This is a genomic window from Haliea atlantica (genome assembly GCF_054779855.1).
This window is the reverse complement of sequence record NZ_BAAGXL010000003.1, coordinates 260123-286090: the sequence shown is the minus strand read 5'-3', so window position 1 is coordinate 286090 and position 25968 is coordinate 260123. Positions and strand designations below refer to the sequence as shown.

At 66.7% G+C, this 25968-nt stretch carries 23 protein-coding genes; 14 read left to right on the top strand and 9 right to left on the bottom strand.

What is annotated here, in order from left to right; genetic code table 11:
• Positions 1-5: 5 nt before the first annotated feature.
• Together ACYVGS_RS01360 and ACYVGS_RS01355 are read right to left on the bottom strand one after the other, a co-directional pair.
• Positions 6-461, bottom strand: a complete 456-nt coding sequence (locus ACYVGS_RS01360) for an NUDIX hydrolase (protein WP_460586833.1) — start codon at positions 459-461, stop codon at positions 6-8.
• A complete protein-coding gene (locus ACYVGS_RS01355) occupies positions 458-1138 on the bottom strand; it encodes a pseudouridine synthase family protein (protein ID WP_460586832.1) in 681 nt (226 codons plus the stop codon). Before ACYVGS_RS01355 ends, ACYVGS_RS01360 begins: the two co-directional genes overlap by 4 nt.
• Before the next feature lie 165 nt (positions 1139-1303).
• Here ACYVGS_RS01355 and ACYVGS_RS01350 point away from each other — a divergent pair, with 165 nt between their 5' ends.
• The 3 genes from ACYVGS_RS01350 to clpA all read left to right on the top strand — a co-directional run bounded on the left by ACYVGS_RS01350 (position 1304) and on the right by clpA (position 6366).
• Positions 1304-3529 (top strand): NADP-dependent isocitrate dehydrogenase, encoded by a 2226-nt coding sequence (locus ACYVGS_RS01350; protein ID WP_460586831.1) that lies wholly within the window; start codon positions 1304-1306, stop codon positions 3527-3529.
• Between the two features lie 175 nt (positions 3530-3704).
• Complete coding sequence (clpS, locus tag ACYVGS_RS01345; protein WP_460586830.1) at positions 3705-4067, top strand: ATP-dependent Clp protease adapter ClpS; 363 nt, start codon at positions 3705-3707, stop codon at positions 4065-4067.
• 19 nt (positions 4068-4086) lie between these two features.
• Positions 4087-6366: an ATP-dependent Clp protease ATP-binding subunit gene (gene clpA / locus ACYVGS_RS01340; RefSeq protein WP_460586829.1), complete on the top strand. Its 2280-nt coding sequence runs from the start codon at positions 4087-4089 to the stop codon at positions 6364-6366.
• A gap of 55 nt (positions 6367-6421) precedes the next feature.
• Here the strand turns inward: clpA and infA are convergent, their stop codons facing one another.
• The 4 genes from infA to trxB form a co-directional block, all read right to left on the bottom strand.
• Positions 6422-6640, bottom strand: a complete 219-nt coding sequence (gene infA, locus ACYVGS_RS01335) for a translation initiation factor IF-1 (protein ID WP_460586828.1) — start codon at positions 6638-6640, stop codon at positions 6422-6424.
• A 75-nt stretch (positions 6641-6715) separates the two neighbouring features.
• Positions 6716-7426: an aspartate/glutamate leucyltransferase gene (locus ACYVGS_RS01330; RefSeq protein ID WP_460586827.1), complete on the bottom strand. Its 711-nt coding sequence runs from the start codon at positions 7424-7426 to the stop codon at positions 6716-6718.
• Complete coding sequence (gene aat, locus ACYVGS_RS01325; protein ID WP_460586826.1) at positions 7423-8139, bottom strand: leucyl/phenylalanyl-tRNA--protein transferase; 717 nt, start codon at positions 8137-8139, stop codon at positions 7423-7425. Before aat ends, ACYVGS_RS01330 begins: the two co-directional genes overlap by 4 nt.
• A gap of 3 nt (positions 8140-8142) precedes the next feature.
• The gene (gene trxB, locus ACYVGS_RS01320; RefSeq protein ID WP_460586825.1) at positions 8143-9093 is read right to left on the bottom strand and encodes a thioredoxin-disulfide reductase; all 951 of its coding nucleotides are present in this window, start codon (positions 9091-9093) and stop codon (positions 8143-8145) included.
• Positions 9094-9341: 248 nt separating this feature from the next.
• On the opposite strand from trxB, the gene ACYVGS_RS01315 reads away from it, so the two are divergent.
• From ACYVGS_RS01315 to ACYVGS_RS01285, 7 genes are all read left to right on the top strand, one after another.
• A complete protein-coding gene (locus ACYVGS_RS01315; RefSeq protein WP_460586824.1) occupies positions 9342-11657 on the top strand; it encodes a DNA translocase FtsK in 2316 nt (771 codons plus the stop codon).
• A gap of 31 nt (positions 11658-11688) precedes the next feature.
• The gene (gene lolA, locus ACYVGS_RS01310) at positions 11689-12315 is read left to right on the top strand and encodes a LolA family protein (protein ID WP_460586823.1); all 627 of its coding nucleotides are present in this window, start codon (positions 11689-11691) and stop codon (positions 12313-12315) included.
• Positions 12302-13633, top strand: coding sequence for a replication-associated recombination protein A (locus tag ACYVGS_RS01305; RefSeq protein ID WP_460586822.1), 1332 nt, complete (start codon positions 12302-12304; stop codon positions 13631-13633). Before lolA ends, ACYVGS_RS01305 begins: the two co-directional genes overlap by 14 nt.
• 100 nt (positions 13634-13733) lie before the next feature.
• Complete coding sequence (crcB, locus tag ACYVGS_RS01300; RefSeq protein WP_460586821.1) at positions 13734-14123, top strand: fluoride efflux transporter FluC; 390 nt, start codon at positions 13734-13736, stop codon at positions 14121-14123.
• Positions 14124-14174: 51 nt separating this feature from the next.
• Complete coding sequence (gene serS / locus ACYVGS_RS01295; protein ID WP_460586820.1) at positions 14175-15467, top strand: serine--tRNA ligase; 1293 nt, start codon at positions 14175-14177, stop codon at positions 15465-15467.
• A 1-nt stretch (position 15468) separates the two neighbouring features.
• The gene (gene cysG, locus ACYVGS_RS01290) at positions 15469-16884 is read left to right on the top strand and encodes a siroheme synthase family protein (RefSeq protein ID WP_460586819.1); all 1416 of its coding nucleotides are present in this window, start codon (positions 15469-15471) and stop codon (positions 16882-16884) included.
• A gap of 52 nt (positions 16885-16936) precedes the next feature.
• Positions 16937-18862 (top strand): PHP domain-containing protein, encoded by a 1926-nt coding sequence (locus ACYVGS_RS01285; RefSeq protein ID WP_460586818.1) that lies wholly within the window; start codon positions 16937-16939, stop codon positions 18860-18862.
• On the opposite strand, the gene ACYVGS_RS01280 is transcribed toward ACYVGS_RS01285, so the two are convergent.
• Positions 18837-19523, bottom strand: a complete 687-nt coding sequence (locus ACYVGS_RS01280; protein WP_460586817.1) for a peroxiredoxin family protein — start codon at positions 19521-19523, stop codon at positions 18837-18839. The genes ACYVGS_RS01285 and ACYVGS_RS01280 overlap by 26 nt on opposite strands.
• A gap of 111 nt (positions 19524-19634) precedes the next feature.
• On the opposite strand from ACYVGS_RS01280, the gene ACYVGS_RS01275 reads away from it, so the two are divergent.
• The gene (locus ACYVGS_RS01275; protein ID WP_460586816.1) at positions 19635-21359 is read left to right on the top strand and encodes an SLC13 family permease; all 1725 of its coding nucleotides are present in this window, start codon (positions 19635-19637) and stop codon (positions 21357-21359) included.
• Positions 21360-21363: 4 nt separating this feature from the next.
• Here the strand turns inward: ACYVGS_RS01275 and ACYVGS_RS01270 are convergent, their stop codons facing one another.
• A complete protein-coding gene (locus ACYVGS_RS01270; protein ID WP_460586815.1) occupies positions 21364-22368 on the bottom strand; it encodes a Rieske 2Fe-2S domain-containing protein in 1005 nt (334 codons plus the stop codon).
• A gap of 243 nt (positions 22369-22611) precedes the next feature.
• Between ACYVGS_RS01270 and ACYVGS_RS01265 the strand changes: the two genes are divergently transcribed.
• From ACYVGS_RS01265 to ACYVGS_RS01255, 3 genes are read left to right on the top strand one after another with little or no spacing between them, the layout of a single operon-like run.
• The gene (locus ACYVGS_RS01265) at positions 22612-23385 is read left to right on the top strand and encodes an SDR family NAD(P)-dependent oxidoreductase (protein WP_460586814.1); all 774 of its coding nucleotides are present in this window, start codon (positions 22612-22614) and stop codon (positions 23383-23385) included.
• Between the two features lie 5 nt (positions 23386-23390).
• Positions 23391-24017, top strand: a complete 627-nt coding sequence (locus ACYVGS_RS01260) for a nuclear transport factor 2 family protein (RefSeq protein ID WP_460586813.1) — start codon at positions 23391-23393, stop codon at positions 24015-24017.
• An 11-nt stretch (positions 24018-24028) separates the two neighbouring features.
• Positions 24029-25087 (top strand): alkene reductase, encoded by a 1059-nt coding sequence (locus ACYVGS_RS01255; protein ID WP_460586811.1) that lies wholly within the window; start codon positions 24029-24031, stop codon positions 25085-25087.
• 69 nt (positions 25088-25156) lie between these two features.
• Here the strand turns inward: ACYVGS_RS01255 and ACYVGS_RS01250 are convergent, their stop codons facing one another.
• Positions 25157-25915 carry an SDR family NAD(P)-dependent oxidoreductase gene (locus ACYVGS_RS01250; RefSeq protein ID WP_460586810.1) on the bottom strand — a complete coding sequence of 253 codons (759 nt, stop codon included), beginning with the start codon at positions 25913-25915 and terminating at the stop codon, positions 25157-25159.
• Between the last annotated feature and the right edge of the window lie 53 nt (positions 25916-25968).

Sequence of the window (25968 nt, the reverse complement as noted above, 5' to 3'; positions counted from 1 at the left end):
CGGTTTCAGTACTCGTGTATCAGGTCCAGGGGGTAGAGGGTGCCGCGGCGGTGTCGCTCGATGTCCGCCAGCACCAGCGGGCTGCGCATTCTATCAGAAATGGCGCGCAATTCCTCGCCGCTGAACCAGTGGGTGGCGATGATGTCCGGGTCCAGGGTCGCGCCCTCCAGTGGGCCGACGGGGGTGGCGAGGAAGCTGCTGCGGTAATAGGTTTCGCCGTTGGACGGGGCCCGGTAAAGCGAGAAACCGAGGATGCCCGCCAGCGTCACCCCCCAGCCGGTTTCCTCGCGGGTCTCGCGCAGGGCTGCCTGGGCCAGGCTCTCGCCCGGCTCCAGGTGTCCCGCGGGCTGGTTGAAGACCACCGCGCCAGTCTGCTTGTCGCGCTCCTCCACCAGCAGGTAGCGGCCGTCCCGGTGCACCACGGTGGCCACGGTCAGGTGGGGGTGCCAGTGTCTGCTCATGACGTGTTCCTTCTCGAATGGCGCTTCCCGGCTCGCGCGCCGGCGCGGCGCTTCGGCTGCGGGCGATTCGGTGGCCGGCGTCGCTGTGACGTGCCGGTCGATGGCCTGCCCTCCGTGGCGCCAGGCAATTCGGGCAGCTCGTGGAAACAGTGCCCCCCCGGGGGCAGGCCGGCCAGTGACCAGTCGCCGACCGCGACGCGCAGCAGGCGCAGGGTGGGCAGCCCCACCGCGGCGGTCATGCGCCGCACCTGGCGGTTGCGCCCCTCGCGGATGCGGATCTCCAGCCAGCAGTCGGGCACGTTCTTGCGCTCGCGCACGGGGGGATCCCGGGGCCACAGCCAGTCGGGCTCGGGTACCTGGCGGACCCGGGCCGGCAGGGTGGGGCCGTCCTTCAGTTGCAGGCCGCCGGCGAGGGTCGCCAGTGCCTGCTCGCTGGCTTCGCCTTCCACCTGCACCAGGTAGGTTTTCCAGTGCCGGTGCCGCGGGTTGGCGATGCGCTGTTGCCAGCGGCCGTCATCGGTGAGCACCAGCAGGCCCTCGGAATCGCGGTCCAGGCGGCCGGCCACGCGGAAGCCCGGCGCGTCCAGGTAGTCGGCCAGGGTGGGGCGCCCGGCCTCGCGGTCGGTGAACTGACTGAGGACTCCCCAGGGCTTGTTGAACAAGAGAATACGGGCCATCCCGGCTCCGGGTTGCGCTGCACAAGGGCGGGCCTGCGTGCTACAATCCCGCCCGTTTTGCCGTGCTGCAAGTTCCAGTTGGCTGCATGATAAGCGATTCCCCCGGCGATGGGACAGGCGGCGTGCCTCTCTTTCCTGAAACTCCTTAGACGTCAAGGAAGCACCATGACAGCAAAGATCATCTATACCCTGACCGATGAAGCGCCAGCGCTGGCTACCTACTCGCTGCTGCCCATCGTTCAGGCATTTGCCGGCCCGGCCGCCGGCATCGGCCTGGAAACCCGCGACATCTCTCTTTCCGGTCGCATCATTGCCCAGTTCCCCGAGCGCCTGAGCGATGAGCAGCGCATCGGCGACGACCTGGCCGAGCTGGGTGAGCTGGCCAAGACCCCCGAGGCCAACATCATCAAGCTGCCGAACATCAGTGCCTCGGTGCCGCAGATGAAGGCGGCGATCAAGGAGCTGCAGAGCCAGGGTTACGACCTGCCCGAGTACCCCGACGAACCGAAGAACGACGAAGAGCGCGACATCAAGACGCGCTACGACCGGGTCAAGGGCAGCGCGGTGAACCCCGTGCTGCGCGAGGGCAACTCCGACCGCCGCGCGCCGGAATCCGTCAAGGCCTATGCGCGCAAGAACCCGCACAAGATGGGCGCCTGGAGCGGCGACTCGAAAAGCCACGTGTCGCACATGGAGCAGGGCGATTTCTACGGCAGCGAGCAGTCTGTCACCGTCGCCGATGCCGGCGAGGTGAAGATCGAGTTTGTCGGTGCCGACGGCGACACGCGGGTCCTCAAGGAGCGCACGCCGCTGCTGGCCGGCGAGGTGATTGACTCCGCGGTGATGAATGTCCGCGCCCTGCGCGAGTTCTACGCCGCCCAGATCGAGGACGCCAAGGCCCAGGGTGTGCTGTTCTCCCTGCACCTGAAAGCCACTATGATGAAGGTCTCCGACCCGATCATGTTCGGCCACGCGGTGGAAGTCTTCTTCAAGAATGTGTTCGAGAAGCACGCCGACAGCATTCGCGAGCTGGGTGTCGATGTCAGCTATGGCTTCGGCGACCTGCTGGCCCGCCTGCAGGAGCTGCCCGAAGACAAGCGCGCCGTCATCGAGGCGGACATCCAGGCCGCCTATGCCGAGCGCCCGGCGCTGGCCATGGTCAACTCCGACAAGGGTATCACCAACCTGCATGTGCCCAGCGACATCATCATCGACGCCTCCATGCCGGCAATGATTCGCGAGTCCGGCCGCATGTGGGGTCCGGACGGCGAGCTGCAGGACACCAAGGCGGTGATTCCCGACCGCTGCTACGCTGAGGTCTACCAGGCGGTCATCGAGGACTGCAAGGCCAACGGCGCCTTCGACCCGACCACCATGGGCAGTGTGCCCAACGTCGGCCTGATGGCGCAGAAGGCCGAGGAGTACGGCTCCCACGACAAGACCTTTGAAGTGCCCGGCAACGGCGTGGTGCGCGTGGTCGACAGCGCCGGCAAGGTGCTGATGGAGCAGCGTGTGGAAGCCGGCGACATCTTCCGCATGTGCCAGGTCAAGGATGCGCCGATTCGCGACTGGGTCAAGCTGGCGGTCACTCGTGCCCGCGCCTCCGGTGCCCCGGCGGTATTCTGGCTGGATGAAAAGCGCGCCCACGACGCCCAGCTGATCGCCAAGGTCAATACCTACCTCAAGGAGCACGATACCAGCGGCCTGGAAATCCACATCATGGCGCCGGTGGATGCCTGTCGTTTCTCGCTGGAGCGCATCCGTGCCGGCCAGGACACCATCTCCGTGACCGGCAACGTGCTGCGGGATTACCTGACCGACCTGTTCCCGATTCTGGAGCTGGGTACCAGCGCCAAGATGCTGTCCGTCGTGCCGCTGATGAACGGCGGCGGCCTGTTCGAGACCGGAGCCGGTGGCTCCGCGCCCAAGCACGTGCAGCAGTTTGTCGAGGAGAACCACCTGCGCTGGGATTCCCTGGGTGAGTTCCTGGCCCTGGCGGCCTCCCTGGACCACTACGGCGAGGTGCACGACAACGCCCGGGCGCGCCTGTTGGGCAAGACCCTGGACCAGGCCAACGCCAAGTTCCTGGACAGCAACAAGTCGCCCTCGCGCAAGGCCGGCGAGCTGGACAACCGCGGCAGCCACTACTACCTGGCTATGTACTGGGCCGAGGCCCTGGCGGCCCAGGACGAGGATGCCGACCTGCGGGCGCGCTTCGAGCCGGTCGCCCGGCAGCTGGTCGAGCAGGAGTCGGTGATCCTCGAGGAGCTCAACGGCGTGCAGGGCGCACCGGTGGACATCGGCGGCTACTACCGCCCCGATGGCCAGAAGACCGAGGCCGCCATGCGCCCCAGCCAGACGCTCAACGCGATTCTCGCCAGCATCGGCTAAGCCCCCTCCGCGCGGGGCCCGTCCGGGCTCCGCGCTGTTTCCCCCCGTTTTTTCGCGAAGTCCCGGCACCGGCTTTCGGCGCCGCGGGTTCGCCTGTCCCCACAAGCCGCCCCCATTTCGCTTATAATCGGGGTGACACACGGTAACTGCGCACGAGCGAGGTCTGGCTAGCGTGATGGAACAACAGGTTTTCCGGGGCTGGCAGCTGGCCGCTGACGACCAGGAACACCGCGACGGAGACGGCGATCTGGCACTCCAGGAGTCGCGCCCTGAACTCAAGCGGCCGCCGCTGTTCAAAGTGGTATTGATCAACGACGATTACACCCCCATGGAATTTGTCGTCGAGGTGCTGGAAGTCTTCTTTCGCATGAATCGCGAGCAGGCCACCCGGGTCATGCTCACCGTACATACCCAGGGCAAGGGTGTGTGCGGGGTCTACACGCGGGATATCGCCGAGACCAAGGCCACCCAGGTCAATCAGTACGCGCGGGAGAACCAGCATCCCCTGCTGTGTGAAATCGAGGCATCGGAGGGCTGAACGCCCGGGAGTGAGCACTATGCTGAACAGGGACCTTGAACTGACGCTCAACGAGGCCTTTCGCGAAGCGCGCAGCCGCCGTCACGAGTTCATGACGGTGGAGCACCTGCTGCTGGCACTGCTGGACAACAACGAGGCAGTGCGGGTTCTCAAGGCCTGCGGGGTGGATCTGTCGGCCCTGCGCGGTGACCTGGTGGAATTTGTCGACGCCACCACGCCATTGATTCCGGACGACAGCGAGGAGCAGGAAACCCAGCCCACCCTGGGCTTCCAGCGCGTGCTGCAGCGCGCGGTATTCCACGTGCAGTCCTCCGGCCGCAGCGAGGTGACCGGAGCCAATGTGCTGGTGGCGATCTTCAGCGAGCAGGAGAGCCAGGCGGTCTACTTCCTCAAGACCCAGGGGGTCAGCCGTCTCGACGTGGTCAATTTCATCACCCACGGCATCTCCAAGGTCTCCAACGAGGGCGAGGGTGCCGAGCCCGGCCAGGTGGCCGGCGAGCCGGCGGCGGCCGAGGAGGGTGAGGGCAATCCCCTGGACAACTTCGCCACCAATCTCAACGAGGAAGCCCGCGCCGGGCGCATCGACCCCTTGATCGGCCGCAGCCCCGAGGTGGAGCGGGTGGCTCAGGTGCTGGCCCGGCGGCGCAAGAACAACCCCTTGCTGGTGGGGGAGAGCGGCGTCGGCAAGACCGCCATTGTCGAGGGCCTGGCCAAGAAGATCGTCGACGGCGAGGTCCCGGAGATGCTGCGCGACAGCGTGGTCTACTCCCTCGACCTGGGCGCGCTGCTGGCGGGTACCAAGTACCGCGGCGATTTCGAGAAGCGCTTCAAGGGCTTGCTCGCGGCACTCAAGCAGCGCGAGGGCGCGATCCTGTTCATCGATGAGATCCACACCATTATTGGCGCCGGGGCGGCCTCCGGTGGGGTCATGGATGCCAGCAACCTGCTCAAGCCCCTGCTGACTTCGGGCAAGCTGCGTTGTGTCGGCTCCACCACCTTCCACGAGTACCGCGGTATTTTCGACAAGGACAAGGCCCTGAGCCGTCGCTTCCAGAAGATCGATGTGCTCGAGCCCAGCGTGGAGGACGCCTACAAGATTCTGAAGGGGCTCAAGAGCCGCTTCGAATCGCACCACGGCCTGCGCTATACCAATCGCGCCCTGCGGGTGGCCACGGACCTGTCGGCCCGCTACATCACCGACCGTTTCCTGCCGGACAAGGCCATCGACGTGATCGACGAGGCCGGGGCCTACCAGCAGCTGCAGCCCCCCTCCAAGCGCAAGAAGGTGATCGGTGTGGCGGACATCGAGGCAGTGGTCGCCAAGATCGCCCGCATCCCCCCGAAATCGGTCAGTTCGGATGACAAGGAGACCCTGCAGAAGCTGGAGCAGAATCTGCGCATGGTGGTCTTCGGTCAGGACGCCGCGATCGGCAGCCTGGCGACCTCGATCAAGCTGGCCCGGGCCGGCCTGCGCTCCGGCGACAAGCCGATCGGTTCCTTCCTGCTGGCCGGCCCGACCGGGGTGGGCAAGACCGAGGTGACCCGCCAGCTGGCGCGCCAGCTGGGTCTGGAGCTGATCCGTTTCGACATGTCCGAGTACATGGAGCGGCACACGGTGTCGCGCCTGATCGGGGCCCCGCCCGGCTACGTCGGCTTTGACCAGGGTGGCCTGCTCACCGACGCAGTCACCAAGCACCCGCATTCCGTGGTGCTGCTGGACGAGATCGAGAAGGCCCACCCGGAAGTCTTCAACCTGCTGCTGCAGGTGATGGACCACGGCACCCTGACCGACAACAACGGGCGCAAGGCGGACTTCCGCAACGTGATCCTGGTGATGACCACCAACGCCGGCGCCGAAAGTGTCAGTCGCCGCAGCATCGGTTTCACCACCCAGGACCACAGCACCGATGCCCTGGAGGCGATCAACCGGATGTTTACCCCGGAGTTCCGCAACCGCCTGGACAGCATTGTGCAGTTCGAGCCCCTGGGCGAGGACGTGATACTCACCGTGGTGGACAAGTTCCTCACCGAGCTGCAGGGTCAGCTGGACGAGAAGCGGGTGACGCTGGAGGTGGACGAGGATGCCCGCCTGTGGCTGGTCGAGAAGGGCTACGATCGCAACATGGGCGCGCGCCCAATGGCCCGGGTAATCCAGGAACACATCAAGAAGCCCCTGGCGGAGCTGGTGTTGTTTGGCGCCCTGAGCGAAAAGGGCGGCGTCGCCCATGTCGGGCTGGATGCCGACGCTGATCGCCTGGTGGTGGAGGCCCTGCGGGAGGAAGAGGCGGAGCCCGCCTGAGTCCGCTTGCGTCGCCGCGCCATCCCTGCCGTGCGTCGGGGCTGGCGCGCCGCGATCAGCGCTCCCGGTAGGTGATGCGACCCTTGGTCAGGTCGTAGGGGGTCAGTTCCACGCGTACCTTGTCACCGGTCAGGATCCGGATGTAGTGCTTGCGCATCTTTCCGGAAATGTGAGCGGTCACGACGTGGCCATTTTCCAGTTTGACCCGGAACATGGTGTTGGGAAGGGTGTCGATGATTTCACCCTCCATCTCGATCTGGTCTTCTTTCGCCATGCGCAAGTGGTCCCTTGAAAAAACAGGGGCGCATTTTGCACCAAAGGCGCGGCGTGTGCCAGACCCCCGTGGGAATCAGCGCGACGCGGTCCAGCGGCCGTCGAGCAGCAGCTCCAGGGGCTGGTAGCGGTCCTTGTAGCGCATCTTCTGGCAATTCTCGATCCAGTAGCCGAGATAGACGTGGGCCAGACCCAGGTCCCGGGCGCGCTGAATCTGCCAGAGAATCGCGAACACACCCAGGCCGCGGCGTTCCTGTTCCGGCTCGAAAAAGGTGTAGATGGCCGACAGTCCATCCTCCAGTTCGTCCACCACGGCCACCGCCACCAGCTGCTCGCCGTCGTAGAAACGCAGATAGCGGGTGACCTGCCAGGGGTCGTTGAGGAAGGAGAGGTACTGCTCGCGGTCGGGGGGGAACATGTCGCCGTCGGCGTGACGCTGCTCGATGTAGCGGTAGTAGAGGTCGTAGGCTTCCTCGTCGCGAATGTCCTGGCTGTGCATCACCAGCAGGTCCTGGTTGCGACGCCAGATGCGGCGCTGGGAGCGGTCCGGCTGGAAGCGCTCGACCGGGATGCGCGCCGGTATGCAGGCCCGGCAGTCGGCGCAGTGGGGCCGGTAGATATGGCTGCCGCTGCGCCGGAAGCCGAGCTGGGACAGGCGGCTGTACAGGGCCTGGTCGATGTCCTGCCGCGGGTCGATAAACAGGGTGGTGGCCTCGCGATCCGGCAGGTAGCTGCAGGTGTGCGGGTAGGTGGTATACACCTTCAGGTCGCGCAGGGAAGAGGTCACGTCAGCAGCTCTCCGCAATTGGCCTCGAACGCCCACACGGAGGAATCCGCGGGCGCTTCCACAGTTTGCGCAAGCAGGGCCTCAAAGTCCAGACGGGAGAGGGTGGTCGCCCCCATCCCGGAGAGGTGGGCGCTTTCCACCTGGCAGTCGAGTAGCCGGTAGCCGCCAAGTGAAAGAATTCGCGTCAGGGCCACCAGGGCGATGCGCGAGGCGCTGGGTACCCGCGAGAACATCGATTCGCCGAAGAAAGCCTGGCCCAGGGCGACGCCGTAGAGGCCGCCTACCAGCTGGTCGTCGGCATCCCGCAATTCCACCGAGTGGGCCAGCCCCCGTCGGTGCAGTGCCGTGTAGGCGCGCAGCATGTCGCCGGTGATCCAGGTGCCCTCGACCCCCTGGCGGGGTGCCGCGCAGGCGGTCATGACGCCGCTAAAGTCGCGGTCGCAGCAGACCCGATAGCTGCCCCTGCGCAGTGTCCTGCGCAGGGAGCGCGCGACATGCAGTTGCTCGGGGAACAGGACCGCCCGCGGCTCGGGGGTCCACCAGAGCACCGGTTGCGGGGGCTCGTACCAGGGGAAGATGCCCTGGCGGTAGGCCTCCACCAGTCGCTCCGGGGTCAGCTCGCCGCCCACCGCGAGCAGGCCGCTGGGGTAGTCCAGGGCCCGGCTGGTGGGCGGAAAGGGGGCGCCGGGGCGCAGCCGGGGAATGCTGGCCAAGGGTCAGCCCTGGGCGTCGAGGAATTTTTCCGCGTCGAGGGCGGCCATGCAGCCAAAGCCCGCCGAGGTGATGGCCTGGCGGTAGACGTGGTCGGCGACGTCGCCGGCCGCGAACACGCCGGGCACACTGGTGGCGGTGGCATTGCCCTCGGTCCCGCTGGTGATGCGGATGTAGCCGTTGTGCATCTCCAGCTGGCCGGCAAACATGTCGGTATTCGGCTTGTGGCCGATGGCGATGAAGACGCCGGCCAGGTCGATCTCCTGGGTGGCCCCATCGCCCACTGCCTTGACCCGCATGCCGGTGACGCCACTGTCGTCGCCGAGCACCTCGTCCAGTACATGGTTCCACAGGATGCGCACCTTGCCCTCGCGCTCGCGGGCAAACAGCCGGTCCTGCAAGACCTTTTCCGCGCGCAGGCTGTCGCGGCGGTGCACCAGGGTCACCTCCGAGGCAATATTGGCCAGGTAGAGGGCTTCCTCGACAGCGGTGTTGCCGCCGCCGATGACGGCAACTTTCTGGTTGCGGTAAAAAAAGCCGTCACAGGTGGCGCAGGCACTGACACCCTTGCCCATGAAGGCTTCTTCGCTGGCCAGGCCCAGGTACTGGGCCGAGGCACCGGTGGCGATGATCAGCGCATCGCAGCTGTATTCACCGCTGCCGCCGAGCCGGAAGGGTTTCTGGCTGAGGTCGACGCGCTCGATATGATCGAACACCACCTGGGTCTCGAAGCGCTCGACGTGCTCCAGCATTTGCTGCATCAGCTCCGGTCCCTGCAGCTCGGCGTGCCCACCCGGCCAGTTTTCGACCTCGGTGGTGGTGGTCAGCTGCCCGCCCTGCTGCATGCCGGTGATCAGGACTGGCCGCAGGTTGGCGCGGGCGGCATAGACCGCTGCGGTGTAGCCGGCGGGGCCCGAGCCCAGAATGATCAGGGGGTGGTGCTGCGCATCGCTCATGGTAGTCAATTCCTGGTTGCTGGTGTTAAATGGCGGGCTGGGTAGTGCGGGGCCACTCCGGTGCGATCCAGAGGGCGCAGCGCGACCCGGCGGGGAAAGCGCTCATGGTAATGCAAAGCCCGTCGCGCGGCAAAGCCAACACTGTTTCTAAATAATCCGCATAACTTTTTGAAAATAATCGGAAATTAGGTCAAAATCATGCATGTTTGCGTGGCTACTGGGCCACGTATCGAAGAGGGGTGAGTCGGGTGCCGGAGAAGGCCGTTTCACAGAGCACGCTGGGGCCGCGTCTGCGCGAGGGCGCCTTTATCGGGGTGACCGCGCTGTGCCTGTACCTCCTGCTGGCACTGCTGACCTACAGTCCGGCCGATCCCGGCTGGTCGGCTACTGGGGTCGGCGGGGGCATTCGCAATGCCGGCGGCCCCACCGGGGCCTGGCTGGCGGACGTGGTGTTTTCCCTGATCGGCATCGCCGGCTACCTGCTGCCGCCCCTGCTGGGCTGGCGCGCCTGGGTGATCCTGCGCGAGCGGCATCGCGCCCCGGCCTTCGACTGGGTGACCGCGGGTATCCGGGCGCTTGGCCTGGTCTTGGTGGTGCTCTCGGGCACCGCCCTGGCGGCCCTCAATGACCGCGGCGGTCTGGCCCTGCCCCAGGGCACGGGGGGCATCCTCGGTCAGGCCATTGGCGACGCCTTCCTCGCCGCCTTCAACCCGGTCGGCAGTCGGCTGATCCTGCTGGCGGTGTTCCTGTTTGGGGTAACCGTCTTTACCGATTTGAGCTGGCTGCGTCTGAGCGAACGCCTCGGGCGCTGGAGCCTGGTGGCCGGGCAGTGGCTGCGCTTGCGTGTGCTCGCCCTGATAGACCGGGTGCGCGATCGGCGGGCACGGGAAAAGGCCCTGGAGGCGCGCAAGGCGGTGATCGAAGAGCACGTGGAAAAGACCCGCCAGCGCACCCCGCCCAAGATCAAGCCCTTCAACCCGAAGCCGGAGAAAAGCGTCCGCGCGGAGAAGGAAAAACAGCAGCCGCTGTTCGACGCCCCGGTGACCGGCGAGCTGCCACCCCTGGGGCTGCTGGACGCCCCGGTACACGACCCCGACAAGGGGTTTTCCGAGGAGGCCCTGCAGGGCATGTCGCGCCTGCTGGAACTCAAGCTGGCCGACTTCAATATCAGCGCGGAAGTGGTGGCCGTGTACCCGGGGCCGGTGATCACCCGCTTCGAGATCCAGCCGGCGCCGGGGGTCAAGGTGTCGCGTATCTCCAACCTGGCCAAGGACCTGGCCCGCTCCCTCGCGGTGATCAGCGTGCGGGTGGTGGAAGTGATACCCGGCAAGTCCGTGGTCGGTATCGAGATTCCCAACGAGGACCGGGAGATCGTCAATTTCCGCGAGGTGCTCTCCTCCCGGGCCTTCGACCAGAGTCGTTCGCCCCTGACCCTGGCCCTGGGGCACGATATCTCCGGCGAGCCGGTGGTTGCGGACCTGGCCAAGATGCCCCACCTGCTGGTGGCGGGGACGACCGGCTCCGGCAAGTCGGTCGGCGTCAACTGCATGCTCATCAGCCTGCTCTACAAGTCCTCCCCGGAGGAAGTCCGCCTGATGCTGGTGGACCCGAAAATGTTGGAGCTGTCGGTCTACGACGGCATTCCCCACCTGCTGACGCCGGTGATTACCGACATGAAGGACGCCGCCAACGGCCTGCGCTGGTGTGTGGCGGAAATGGAACGTCGCTACAAGCTGATGGCCCACCTGGGGGTGCGCAACCTGGCCGGCTACAACCGCAAGGTGGACGACGCCAAGAAGGCGGGCACGCCGATTATCGACCCCTTCTGGCAGCCCGACCCGATGCTGGCGATGACCGACGAGGAGCAGGAAGCGCCGCCGCTGGAGCATCTGCCGGCCATTGTCGTGGTGATCGACGAATTCGCCGACATGATGATGATCGTCGGCAAGAAGGTCGAGGAACTGATTGCCCGTATCGCCCAGAAGGCGCGGGCGGCGGGTATCCACCTGATCCTCGCCACCCAGCGCCCCTCGGTGGATGTGATTACCGGGCTGATCAAGGCCAACGTGCCCACCCGGATCGCCTTCCAGGTGTCCTCGAAGATCGACTCCCGCACCATCCTCGACCAGGGTGGTGCCGAGCAGCTGCTGGGCCATGGCGACATGCTCTACCTGCCGCCGGGCTCCGGCCTGCCGACTCGGGTCCACGGGGCCTTCTGCTCCGACGAGGAGGTGCACCGGGTCGTCGCCGACTGGCAGCGGCGCGGCGAGCCGGAGTACATCGACGACCTGCTGGACGAGGGCAGCAACACACCGGTCACCGCCGGGGAACTCCAGGCCAGCAGCGGTGACGAAGGCAGTGAGGAAGATGCCCTGTACGATGAGGCGGTGCACTACGTGTGCAAGAGCCGGCGGGCGTCGATTTCTTCCGTGCAGCGCAAGCTGCGTATTGGCTACAATCGCGCGGCCCGCCTGATCGAGGCAATGGAAATGGCCGGCGTGGTTTCCGAGATGGGCAGCAACGGCCAGCGCGAAGTGCTGGCGCCGCCCCCCCCGGAAGGATGAACCGTCCCGCTGATGCCCTGGGAGGCACCTGGTGAAATTGCTTGCAGCGTTTTTTCTTTCCCTCGCCGGCTTGCTGGGCAGCGTTTTGGCACAGGCCGAGGCCTCTGCCCTGGAGGCCCTGCAGGCTACCCTGCGCCCGATCGAGCAGATGCAGGGGGCCTTCAGCCAGCGACAATACGCCGCCGATGGCAGCCTGGCCGGGGAATCGTCGGGGCGCTTTCGCCTGTTGCGCCCGGGTTACTTCGCCTGGGAAATCACTAGCCCGGACAGCCAGCTGATCATTGCCGATCCCGACTACCTCTGGCAGTACGACCGCGATCTGGAGACGGTTACCCGCCGGCCGGTGGATGACAGCCAGGCCCTCTCGCCCCTGCAGGTCCTGGGCGGGGACGCCGACGCCTTGTCACAACATTATGCGGTGGCACGGGATGAGCGGGGGCGTTTCCTGCTGCTACCCCGCGCGGCGGAGGCGGGCTTCCAGTCCCTGGCGCTGGATATCTCGGGCGAGCTGTTCCGCGGCATGGAAGTGCTCGATAACCTGGGTCAGCGGGTGGTCATCGAGTTTGCCGATGTGCGCTTCGGCGGCGAGTTGAGCCCCGCGGACTTCGACTTTGCGCCGCCGCCGGAGGCCGACCTCTTCTACCATGACGGCGAATGACCTGTTCGCCGGTGCCGATGCCGGCTACCGGCCCCTGGCAGCGCGCCTGCGCCCCGAGGATCTGGGGGCGTTTGCCGGCCAGGCCCACCTGTTGGCGCCGGGCAAGCCCCTGCGCGAGGCGATCGAGCGCGGCCAGCTGCATTCGATGATTTTCTGGGGCCCGCCGGGCGTGGGCAAGACCACCCTGGCGCGTATCGTTGCCGGCCGTGCCGACGCGCACTTCCTGCAACTCTCGGCGGTGCTGTCGGGGGTCAGGGAGATCCGCGAGGCGATTGCCGAGGCGCGCCAGCAGCGTGCCCAGGGGCGGGACACGGTGCTCTTTGTCGATGAGGTGCACCGCTTCAACAAGTCCCAGCAGGACGCCTTCCTGCCCCACGTCGAGGACGGCACGGTCATCTTCATTGGCGCCACCACGGAAAATCCCTCCTTTGAGCTGAACAATGCGCTGCTCTCGCGCTCCCGGGTCTATCGCCTGCGGGCGCTGTCCGACGAGGAATTGCTGGCGGTGCTGCGCCGGGGGGCCGCAGAGCTGGGGGGCGACCTGCGGGTGACCGACGCACTGCTGCAGCGCATCGGTGTCGCCGCCGACGGCGATGCCCGCCGGGCCCTCAACCTGCTGGAGCTGGCGGCCGATCTCGCCGAGACCTCCGCGAAGGGGCGGGAGATCACCGAAACCACCCTGTCGGAGGTGCTGCAGGCCTCGCTGCGCCGCTTCGACAAGGGTGGCGACCTGTTCTACGACCAGATCAGCGCCCTGCACAAGGCCGTGCGCGGCTCCTCGCCGGATGCCGCCCTCTACTGGCTCTGTCGCATGCTGGATGGGGGCTGCGATCCCCTCTACCTGGCGCGCCGGGTGGTGCGCATGGCCAGCGAGGACATCGGCAACGCCGACCCGCGCGCCCTCGGGCTGTGCCTGGACGCCTGGCAGGTCCAGGAGCGCCTCGGCAGTCCCGAGGGGGAGCTGGCACTGGCCCAGGCGGTGGTCTACCTGGCCTGCGCGGCGAAAAGCAATGCCGTGTACCAGGCGTACAACGCGGCCCGGGCCGAGGTTGCCGCCCAGGGCAGCGAGGAGGTCCCCCTGCACCTGCGCAATGCCCCCACTCAGCTGATGAAGGCGGAGGGCTACGGCGAGGAATATCGCTACGCCCACGACGAGGAGGGCGGCTACGCAGCGGGGGAGAACTACTTTCCCGAGGCCCTCAGGGATCGCCGCTACTACCACCCGGTGAACCGCGGGCTGGAACAGAAGATCCGCGAGAAGCTGGAGTATCTGCGCGAGCGGGACCGCGCCAGCCCCCGCCAGCGCTACCCCCGCTGACCCGGGTGTACCGACCGCGCGCCCGGTGCCCGCGTCGACCGCCTGCCGTGTCCGCGGCAAAACCTGTACAATGCGGGCGGCAAAACAGGGGGCAGGACCCATGTTACTGAATACGCTCTCGCTGGTGGCCCTGGGGGGCGCGATGGGCTCGGCCCTGCGCTATCTGGTGGTTTACGCCGCCGCGCGCTGCTGGCCGCAGGCCCAGCTGCCCTGGGGTACGCTGCTGGTCAATCTGCTCGGCTCCATTGCCATCGGCCTGCTCTACGTGCTGCTGGTGGAGCGCCACGGCGGCTCGCCGGCCTGGCGTGCCCTGCTGATGACCGGTTTGCTGGGCGGGTTCACCACCTTTTCCACCTTCGCCCTGGAGTCGGCTTCCCTGTGGGAAGCGGGTTCACTCGCCACGGCACTGGCCTACATGCTGGCCAGCCTGGTGAGCTGCGTGCTCGGCGTGGTGCTGGCCCTGGCCCTCGGGCGCACCCTGTTGCTGTGAATCACCGCCCCGCTGGCCGGGGTTTCGAGTAATGACTGACGGGATTTCCTCATGCTGGACATCAAACTCGTGCGCAAGGATCCGCACGTGGTCGCCGAACAACTGGCGCGCCGGGGTTTCGACTTCGACACCGAGCGCTTCCTGAGCCTGGACGCGCGTCGCAAGGAGGCCGACATGGGCAGCCAGCAGCTGCTCGCCGAGCGCAAGTCCGCCTCCAAACAGATCGGGCAGCTGGTGGGGCAGGGGATGAGCGTGGAGGACGCCAAGGCCCAGGTGAACGAGACCCTGGCGCGGATCGCCAGTGATCTCGATCGCCTGACCGAGGAGGCGCGCGCGGTGCAGGCGGAGCTGGACGACTTCCTGGCCGGTGTGCCCAACCTGCTGGCCCCGGAAGTGCCCGATGGCGCCAGCGAAGACGACAATCTCGAGCAGAGTCGCTGGGGCAAGCCCGCGGACTTCGACTTTCCGGTGCGCGATCACGTGGATATCGGCGAGGCGCTGGGCCTGCTCGACGGCGATACCGCCGCGCGCATGACCGGCAGTCGCTTCACCGTCCTCTATGCCGGGCTCGCCCGTCTGCACCGTGCCCTGGCGCAATTCATGCTCGACCTGCACACCCGCGAGCACGGCTACCGCGAGGTCTACGTACCCTATATCGTCAATGCCAATGCGCTCTACGGTACCGGACAGCTGCCCAAGTTCGAGGAGGACCTGTTCCGGCTTCAGGGGGAGCAGGACTACTTCCTGATTCCCACCGCGGAGGTACCGGTGACCAATATCGGTCGCGAGCGTATCTTCGAGGCGGATGAGCTCGGGGACGCGGGCCTGTGCATGGTCTCCCACACGCCCTGTTTTCGCAGCGAGGCGGGCAGCTACGGGCGCGATACCCGGGGCATGATCCGCCAGCACCAGTTCGAGAAGGTGGAGCTGGTGCAGCTGGTGCGTCCCGAGCAGTCGGAACAGGCGCTCGAATCGCTCACCGGCCACGCCGAGGCGGTGCTGCAGCGCCTGGAGCTGCCCTACCGCAAGGTCCTGCTGTGTGCCGGCGACATCGGCTTCTCCGCGCGTAAGACCTACGACCTGGAGGTCTGGCTGCCGGCCCAGCAGACCTACCGGGAAATCTCCTCCTGCTCCAGTTTCGGGGATTTCCAGGCGCGGCGCCTGCAGGCGCGCTGGCGCAACCCGGCAACCGGCAAGCCCGAACTGCTGCACACGCTGAACGGCTCTGGTCTGGCGGTCGGGCGCACCCTGGTGGCGATCCTGGAAAATTACCAGCAGGCGGATGGCAGCGTGCGGATTCCCGACGCCCTGCGCCCCTGGATGGGCGGCGCCGAGACCCTCTGACATGGAGAGCCTGCCGCTGTTTCACCGCGCCCGCGGGCGGCTGGCCGTGCTGGTCGGCGGTGGCCAAGTGGCGGCGCGCAAGGCGCGCCTGTTGCTGGCCGCAGGCATGCGTCTGCGGGTAGTCGCCCCGGCCATCGGCGCCGAGTTGCGCCAGCAGCTGGCCGCCGCCGCGGATGTGGAGCACGAATTGATCGAGCGCGCCTACGAAGGTGCCGGGGATCTGAGCGAGGCCATGCTGGTGGTGGTGGCGACCCCCGATGCGGCTGTCAATGCACGGGTCGCGGCGGATGCGGAGGCCCGGGGTACCGCGGTCAATGTGGTTGATACCCCCGCGCTATGCTCGGTGTATTTTCCCGCATTGGTGGACCGTTCGCCGCTGACAGTGGCCATCGGCAGTGGCGGCGCCAGCCCGGTGCTGGCCAGGCAGCTGCGCAGCCGGATCGAGGCCATGCTGCCGGCCTCCCTGGGGCGGGTCGCGGCCTTCGCCGGCCGCTGGCGGGAGGCGGTGGCCCGGGCGCTGCCCGACCTGGAACAGCGGCGGCGCTTCTGGGAGTGGCTGCTGGATGGCCCGCTGGCAAGCCAGGTACTGGCCGGCCGGGAAAGCCAGGCCGCGGCCGACCTCGAGCAGGCACTGGAGAGTGCCGCCCGGGGCGAGGGTCTGGATCGGGGCGAGGTCTACCTGATCGGTGCGGGCCCCGGGGATCCCGACCTGCTGACCTTCAAGGCCCTGCGCCTGCTGCAGCAGGCGGACATCGTGCTCTACGATCGTCTGGTCAATCCGGCGATTGTCGATCTCGCCCGCCGCGATGCCGAGCGCCGTTATGTCGGCAAGCGCCGCGGTGACCACAGCGTGCCCCAGGCGGACATCAACCAGCAATTGCTGGACCTGGCGCTGGAGGGCCGGCGGGTGGCCAGGCTCAAGGGCGGCGATCCCTTCATCTTTGGTCGCGGCGGCGAGGAAATCGAGCTCCTGGCGCGGCACGGCGTTCCCTTCCAGGTGGTGCCGGGGATTACCGCCGCCAGCGGCGCCGCCTGCTATGCAGGTATTCCCCTGACCCATCGCGACCACGCCCAGAGCGTGCGCTTTGTCGCCGGTTACCTCAAGGGGGACCGGGTCGATCACGACTGGGCATCCCTCTGCCGGGCTGGGGAAACCCTGGTGTTCTACATGGGCTTGCTGGGGCTGCCGGAGATCTGCCGCCAGTTGCAGCGGCATGGCCTGGCCGCGGAGACGCCGGTCGCGCTGGTGGAGCGGGCCACCTTGCCCGACCAGCGCACCATTACCGGGACCCTGGCGGACATGCCCGAGCGGGTGGCAGCCGCCATGCCGCAGGCACCGACGCTGATCATCGTCGGCGACGTGGTCCGGCTGCACGGCGATCTGGGCTGGTTTGCCCCGCGGCAGGATGCCGACTGATCCCGCGCATCTGGTAAGCTGCCGGGTACAATAACAGACCCGGGAATTTACCATGTGTCGTATCAGGTCGTTTCTGGCCGCTGTGCTGTGGGCCCTGGCCGGCTCTGCGGCATCAGCGGCAACCGGTCCAGCATCGGCCCCGCCCTGCAGCCATCACCAGCCCCTGCGCCAGGCTTTCTTCGGCGACCTGCACGTGCACACCCGCTACTCCCTGGATGCCAGCACCCAGGGCACCCGCACCACGCCGGACCAGGCCTACCGCTTTGCCCGCGGTGAGCCCCTGGGGATCCAGCCCTGGGACGAGGCGGGCCGACCGCAGCGCTCCCTGCAGCTGCGGCGCCCGCTGGATTTCGCCATGGTTTCGGACCACGCCGAGTTGTTGGGCGAGGTGGAAATGTGCACCACCCCCGACATCGACGGCTACAACAGCTGGCAGTGCCTCATCTACCGCTACTGGCCGCGCGGGGCCTTCTACCTGTTCAATGCCACCGCGTCTCTGCGGGCCAAACACCTGGGCATGTGCGGCGAAAACGGCGAGCGCTGTCTGGCCGCGGCCCTGGAGCCCTGGCGCGAGATGCGGGAAGCGGCCCAGGCCCACAACGACCGCAGTACCGACTGTGCTTTCACCACGTTTATCGGTTACGAATGGACCGCCTCGGAGCCGCGCAGCGGGGGCAACCTGCACCGCAATGTGGTTTTTCGCAACGCTAGCGTGCCGCCGCTGCCGATCAGCTTTATCGACGCGCCCGCCGCCAGCCTGCTGTGGTCGCGCCTGGAGGCGGACTGCAATCGCGGCGGCGAGGGCTGCGACAGCCTGGTGATCCCGCACAATTCCAACCTCAGTGCCGGCTTCATGTTCGGCGACCCGAGCGGAGAGCGCGAGCCCCTGGATGCCGCGGCTGCCGCCCAGCGCCGGCGCATGGAGCCGCTGGTGGAGATCATGCAGCACAAGGGCGCCTCGGAGTGCTTTTTCGACCCGGGGGTAACCCGCGACGAGCTGTGTGCCTTCGAGCAGCTCCCCGAGGACAATATCTCCGGTTTCGACAATCCCCCGGGGCCGCACACCGGCTTCCTGCGTCAGGTCTGGCAGCAGGGGCTGGGTCTGCAGGCGGAGCTGGGTATCAACCCCTTCCAGACGGGGGTGATTGGCAGTTCCGATACCCATCTGGGTGCCCCGGGCGCGGTGGAGGAAGACCGCTTCCTGGGGCACGGGGGTGCCGGCGTGCCGGCGCGCGGGGCGGTGCCGCCGGGCTTGCCGGACAAGCTGGAGTACAACCCCGGCGGGCTGGCGGTACTGTGGGCCGAAGAGAACTCCCGGGAAGCGCTGTTCCAGGCCATGCGCCGCCGGGAGGCCTATGCCACCAGCGGGCCGCGTATCCTGACGCGCCTGTTTGCCGGCCCGGATCTGCCGCCGACCCTCTGTGGGGCCCCGGACATGCTGGAAACCGCCTACGACCTCGGAGTGCCCATGGGGGGCGAGCTGAACTGGGCCGACAGCGGGCGGATGCGCTTGCTGCTGAGTGCGCAGCAGGACCCCGGCACGGCGGATGCCCCGGGCCTGCCGCTGCAGAAGATCCAGGTGATCAAGGGCTGGCTGGGGGCGGATGGGCAGACCCGGGAGCGGGTTTACGATGTCGCCGGCGAGGCGCGCAGTGACGCCAGTGTGAACCTGGCCACCTGTGAGCCCGAGGGGGCGGGTCACGCCAGCCTGTGTGCCGTCTGGGAGGACCCGGATTTTGACCCGGAGCAGGCCGCGTTCTACTACAGCCGCGTGGTGGAAAATCCCAGTTGTCGCTGGAGTCAGCGCCAGTGCGTCGCCGCCGCGGTGGACTGCGGCGACCCCGCAACCGTTGGCGAAGGCTTTGAGGCTTGCTGTGCCCCCGAGCACCGACCGGTGATTCGCGAGCGCGCCTGGACCTCACCCATCTGGTATCGACCGGCGTCCGCCGCGCTCAGGGAACCGCCGGACCCGGTTTGAGAGCGGTGGCACGCGCACCGGGGGCGCGGGCTGGAGGCAGTGTACGCGCTGCCAGTGCCAGCACCGCCTCGGGGGCCACCCGCTGGCGATGCTCCGCCAGGAAGGTCTTGGCCACCACCCGCTGGTCCCGGTCCACCACCAGGCTGCCCGGCAGTGGCAGCCCGAAATGCCGACTGCCACGGGGATGGGCGGGGTCGAGCAGTCCCAGGGTGGCGAAACTCAGGTGATCGCGGTCGGAGAGGAGGGGCAGGGTGATGCCCAGCTCCCGCGCCGTCGCCGCAAGTGCCTGCGGCGGGTCGCGGCTGATCGCAGCCAGGCCAATGCCCGCCTCGCGGTAGGCGGGCAGCAGGGCCTGCAGGCGGCGCAGCTCCTCGCGGCACCAGGGGCTCCAGACCACCGAGCGCAACACCACCAGGACCGTGCCCCGGGGTCCGGCGAGGGGTTCCAGCAGGGTGATTTCACGGCCCTGCCACTGGGCGCGCAGGCCGGGAAAATGCGAGCCGAGGGCCGGGCCGGGGTCGAAACTGTCGCGGTCGGCGGGCACGAACATGTTGGCCACCCGCGCGGTGTCCAGCTGCCGCTGCAGGGGTTCGCGGCCCCAGAGCAGGAACAGCACGGCCCCCGCCACCATGGCCGCGGTAAACACCGCCCAGCGTCCCATCCTCGGCCTCCACTATGCTGAACCAGTGGGCAGTGTAACGCCTGTGCCCTTGTCCGCGGCAATCCCTTCACCGTATGCTGGCGGCCCCTGTACCTGGATGTCGCCCTCTCGATGCTCGACCAGCTGTTGATTTCCGGCCTGTTTCTCTGGCTGCTGGCCTGCCTGCTGTTTACCGACTGGCCCGCCTCGAAGATTTTCGTGGGTACCATGCTGGCCGCTTATTTTCTCGGGCTGGTGGATACCCGCGACGTGCTCGACAAGGCCTCCAACCCGGGGCTGGTTACCCTGATGCTGTTGCTGCTGGTCTCCATCGGCCTGGAGAAGCTCTCCTGGCTCAACCGGCTCTCGGGGAAGCTGATCGGGCCCAGTTACAGCCTCAGCCTGCTGCGTCTCGGCGGCGTGACTGCGCTGTTTTCGGCCTTCGTCAACAATACGGCGGTGGTGGCGACCCTGGCCACCACGGTGCGCGCCAACCGCCATCACCCGGCGTCGCGCCTGCTGATCCCCCTGTCCTACGCCGCGATTCTGGGCGGCACCATGACTCTGATCGGCACCTCGACCAACCTGATCGTGAGCAGCTTTCTGGAGGACGCCACGGGGGTTTCCCTGCAGTTTTTTGACTTCCTGTTGATCGGTGCCGTGGCCACCGCCCTGGGCTTGCTGGTCCTGCTGTTCGCCGGTCACCTGCTGCCCCGGGACAGTGCCGAACAGATCCAGGTGGCGGAATACGTGGTCGAGGCCGAGGTCAATGCCGGTTCCAGCCTGGTGGGGCGCAGCATCGCGGAAAATGGCCTGCGTGAGCTGGAATCCCTGTTCCTGGTGGAGATCGTCCGCGACGAGCACCTCATCTCACCGGTGGCGCCCAACGAGTTTATCGAAGCGGGGGACAAGCTGATCTTTTCCGGTGACATCACCCAGGTCAATTCCCTGGAGCAGTTCGACGGTCTGACGCTGTTCGCGGTGGAGGAGGGGCTGTTACGGGAGAACATGATGGAAGTCATCGTGATGCCCAATGCGGCCATCGAGGGCAAGACCATCAAGGAGTCCGGTTTCCGCTCCCTGTTCGATGCCGCGGTGGTGGGTATGCGCCGCGGGGGCAAGCGACTGTCGGGCAAGCTGGGGAACATCACCATCCAGGCCGGCGACAACCTGATGCTGGCGGTGGGGCCCGACTTCAACGAGCGCAAGAACCTGGACAAGAACTTCGTCGTGGTCGACGACGCGGTGGCGGGCAACGGCACGACGCCCCTGCAGAACTGGTCGGTGAGCGGCGGTCTGGCCCTGGTGGTGACCCTGGCCTCGCTGGAACTCATGCCCCTGATCAAGGGCCTGGCCCTGCTGCTGGTCTGGATGCTGGTGCTGGGGATGGTCCGCGCCTCGGAGCTGCGCCGGCGCTTTCCCTTCGAGCTGTGGCTGATTATCGCCTCGGCACTGACCCTGTCCCAGGCCCTGAGCAATACCGGCCTGGTGAACAGCCTGGCGGACATGTTGCAGGTGCACCTGCAGGCCATGGGCCCCATGGCGGCGCTGGTGGGAGTCTACCTGGTGACCCTGGCACTGACCGAGTTGATGACCAACAACGCGGCCGCGGCACTGAGTTTCCCGGTGGCCTTTGGCCTGGCAGAGAGTCTCGGGGTGAGCGTCATGCCCTTCGTGATGGCGGTGGCCTATGCCGCCAGCGCCAGTTTCCTGACCCCCTACGGCTATACCACCAACCTGATGGTGCAGAACCTGGGCGGGTACAGCCTGCGGGATTACGCCCGCACCGGGCTGCCCCTGTCCCTGGTTTACGCCGCGACAGTGCTGGTGCTGCTGCCGCGGGTCTTTCCCTTCTGAGCCCTCAGGCCGCCGGGCGCCAGCTGTCGCTGGTGTAGAATTGGGCGTACCACTTGCGGAACTTGGCGAAGGGACCGTCGTTGTCGCACAGCATGGGCTTCTCGAAATACTGCTTGTGGGCCCAGATGATACGGTCCTCCTCCATCTGGCGGTGGATGTCCTTGACGATGGCATCGGCCACGCCACCCACCGGCTCCTTGCCGTCCACCTTCTTCTGGATGAAGGCGTAGAAGGCGCGGGTGTTTTCCTGGTCGATGGGGGTCAGGTTGGCCATCAGCACGGTGTCACAGATACCGCTGAAGCGCACCGTGGCCTGGCCGGGTCCGACACTGCGGTTGGCGATGATGCCGGTGACTTCACCCCGGGGGGTGGCCATCTTGCTCACCAGCTTGCCCCAGCGGTAGATGCCGTCGAAGTTCATCTCCTCGGGCTCGGGGATGTTCTGGGTGCCGTGCACATAGAGGAAGTGCGCCGGGTCCACGGCATTCTCGCCGATTTCCTGCATGTGGGTGCCGATGTCCCAGGTCTTGATCTTCAGGCTGCCCCACTCGGTGTTGTCCGGCGCGGCCTCCTCGATCACTTCCGGCTCGAAGCTGGGCGCTTCGCCCTCGGGGTGGTACCAGACCCAGATCACCTGGTTGATTTCCCGCACATGCCAGGGACGAATCACCTGTTCGCCGCGGGCGACCTTCGGCGGCAGGTTGTTGGCGTAGGGGACATCGGTGCACTGGCCTTCGCCGTTGTATGCCCAGCCGTGGAAGGGGCAGACAATGGAGTCGCCGCGCACTTCCGAGCCGCCGCCGGACTGGTCGCGAATGCCGTAGCCGAGGTGTGCCCCCATGTGCGGGCAGTAGGCATCGAGCACCTTGGCCTCGCCGCTCTCGGTGCGGAACAGCACCAGGTCCTGGCCGAAATAGCGCAGGGGCATGGACTGGGCGGTCTCGACCTCGTGGGAGTAGGCAACCTGAAACCATCCCAGGGGGATTGGCATGGGGATACGCGTGCTCATGGTTCGTCTCCTTGGGGAAACTGTGGATGTGATGCCCCTACTGTAAGTCAGGAAATGGGCGATTGGGAGGGCTTGTAAAAAGCTGTCAATCCGTTACTCGAGTAAATAATTATACCTTGATCATAAAATATGGTATAGCAGTTCGTTCAGCGTGAGCGCGATGCCCCCCGGTCGGTTGACCGAGGGTCGGGCGCTGCCTAAGCTGCGGCATCTTTTTTGAACAGAGCATGACGAGGAGTCAGCATGAGACTGCAGGGCAAGGTCGCGATCATTACCGGCGCGGGTCAGGGTATTGGTGCCGCTACCGCCAGGCGCTTTGCCGAGGAGGGGGCCGCGGTGGTGCTGGCGGCTCGCAGCGAGGACAAGCTGGCCGCCGTAGCTGCCGAGATCGAGGCGGCCGGGGGTCGCGCCCTGGCCCGGGCCACCGACATCAGCGATGAAAGCGCGGTGAAGGGGCTGGTGGCAGACACGGTGGAAGCCTTTGGCCGCCTGGACATCGTGGTCAACAACGCGGTGCTGATGGTGCCGGGCATGCTCGCCAGCCACGATACCAAGGCCTGGCGGCAGAATTTCATCGTCTCCCTCGACGGTGCCATGTTCCTGATGCGCGAAGCCTACACCCAGCTCAAGGCCAACGGCGGTGCCGTGGTCAACGTTTCCTCGGTCTGCGGTCTGCGCGGCTCCCCGGCCACGGCCGGTTACAGCAGCGCCAAGGCTGCGATGCTGGGCCTGTCGCGCAATGCCGCGATCGAGTGGGGCAAGAAGGGCATCCGGGTGAATACGGTTATTCCGGGGGCCTTCCTGACGCCGCCCACCGAATCCGTGCTGCCGGATGATGCCTCGCGGGAAGCCACCGCCAAATCCATCCCCGTCGGCCGTATCGGCGATCCGCGGGAATGCGCCAACGCGATTCTCTTCCTGGCCAGCGACGAAGCCTCCTACATTACCGGTGCCGAGCTGGTGGTGGACGGCGGCCGGGTGGCTGAACTGAACGCCGGCACCGCGAGCTGGGAGTGAGCGATATGAGTGATCAGGACCTGTTGCGGCGCATTGACCGCCTGGAATCCCTGGATGAAATCCGCCAGCTGGTAGCCAAATATGCCTTGTCCCTGGACATGCGCGACCTGGATGCCCATGTGAACCTGTTTGCCCCGGATATCCGGGTCAGTCGGGACAAGGTTGGCCGGGCCCATCTCAAGCGCTGGCTGGACGATACCCTGCGCCTGCAGTTCACCGGGACCTCCCACCACATCGGCAACCACATCATCGAGTTCGACGACCCGGATCACGCCCGCGGGGTGGTGTACTCCAAGAACGAGCACGAGACCGGCCCCGAGTGGGTGATCATGCAAATGCTTTACTGGGACAATTACGAGCGCGTCGATGGGCGCTGGTATTTCCGTCGCCGCCTGCCCTGCTACTGGTATGCGACCGACCTCAACAAGCCGCCGATCGGCGACATGAAAATGCGCTGGCCCGGCCGCGAGCCCTACCATGGGGCCTACCACGACCTGTGGCCCTCCTGGGCGGATTTCTGGTCCAACCCGCCGTCCGCGGACGAGCCGGAGGTAGCCGCCCCGGCACCCCTCGACGAATTTCTAACCACCATGCGGCGCGGGGCTCCGGAACCGCGCATTCGCGTACGCTAAAAGGATTTGCCATGGATCTGCTTTCTCCACTGGAACTGGGCGCCCTGCGCCTGCGCAACCGCATCGTCATGGCGCCCATGACCCGCAGCCGCTCCGACGAGGCGGCGATGCCCAACGAGCTGATGCGCGAATACTACCGCCAGCGCGCCGGTGCCGGTCTGATCATCACCGAGGGTGTGGCACCCAGTGCCAACGGTCTGGGCTACTGCCGTACCCCGGGTATCTACACCGAGGCCCAGGTGGCCGGCTGGCGCGAGATCACCGATGCGGTACACGCCGAGGGTGGCGCGATTGTCGCCCAGATCATGCACGTGGGCCGCGTCGCCAGCCACTACAACAAGCCCGAGGGCAGTGAAACGGTCGCTCCCTCGGCGATCCAGGCCAAGGCGCAGATCTACACCGACCAGGCCGGCATGCAGGACATGGACATGCCGCGGGCGCTAACCCTGGAGGAGATTCCCCAGGTCATCGAGGAGTACCGCCAGGCCACGGCGAATGCCCTTGCCGCCGGTTTCGACGGCGTCGAACTGCACTGCACCAGCGGCTACCTGCCGGCGCAGTTCCTGTCCACGGGTACCAACCAGCGCGAGGACGCCTACGGTGGTAGCCTGGAGAACCGCGCCCGCTTCGTGCTCGAGACTCTGGAGGCGATGATCGCAGAGGCCGGTGCCGGCCGCGTGGGTATGCGCATCTGCCCCGGCAATCCCTTCAATGACCTGCACGACGACGATCCCGGTGAGACTTTCGACTACCTGCTGGGCAAGGCCTCGGCCCTGCCGATGGCCTATCTGCACGTGATCCGCACGCCAAAAGGTCCGGTGGACAACCTGGCCCTGGGGCGCAAGCATTTTGCCGGGCGCCTGATGGGCAACGAGAGCTTCAGTCTCGAGGAGGCCGATGCGGCGGTCGCGGCGGGTGAGCTGGAGGCGGTGTCCTTCGGTCGCGCGTTCATCGCCAACCCGGACCTGGTCAGCCGCTGGGAGCAGAAGCTGCCACTCGCGGAGGTGGATTTCTCCACCATCTACACACCCGGTCCGAACGGCTATACCAGCTACCCGAACGCGGCCTGAGTCAGGCTCGCTCGATAGCGCCCACCCGGTAAGGCAGTAGCCGGGTGGGGGGCTGGGTCGCGGGGCAGCTTAGCGGACCGCGCCGCCGCCATCCACCGACAGCAGCTGTCCGGTGATGAAGGAGGCGCGATCGCTGAGCAGGAAGACCACGGCCTCGGCGATTTCCTCGGGTTCACCCAGGCGGTTGAGGACGGCGGCTTTTTTCAGCTGCTCCGCTACCTGGGGCTGTTCGGTGAAGTACTTTTCCAGTCCCGGGGTACGGATGACGCCGGGGGAGACCGCATTGATGCGAATCCCCTTGCTGCCGTACTCCGCGGCGGAGCTCTTGGTGAGGATGTTGACGCCACCCTTGGCCGCCGCGTAGGCGGTGTTGAAGGCCTGGCCCTTGAGCGAGGAATTCGACGAGATGTTGACGATGGCGCCGCCACCGTTTTCCAGCATCGCGGCAATTTCGTACTTCATGCACAGCCAGGTATTGGTCAGGCACATTTCCACGGTCTGGTCGAAAACATCGCGAGTGAACTGGTGGATAGGACCGGAGCCACGGGAGAGGGCGGCACTGTTGCAGGCGATATCCAGTCGCCCCCAGGTCGCGACAGTCTTCTCGACCATGGCCTTGACCGATTCCTCCTGGCTGACGTCGCCGTGCACGAATTCCGCTTCGCCACCGCTCTGGCGAATCAGCTCGACGCTTTCGGCCCCGGACTCGGCGTTGAAGTCGGCCACCATGACCCGCGCCCCTTCCCGGGCAAAGGCCTGGGCGATGGCGCGGCCGATACCCTGGCCCGCACCGGTGACGATCCCGACCTTGTCCTGCAGTATGCCCATGTCCTGTACTCCCTGTGAATGCGTGAGGTGTCGCCGGCGCACTGCCTGTCCAG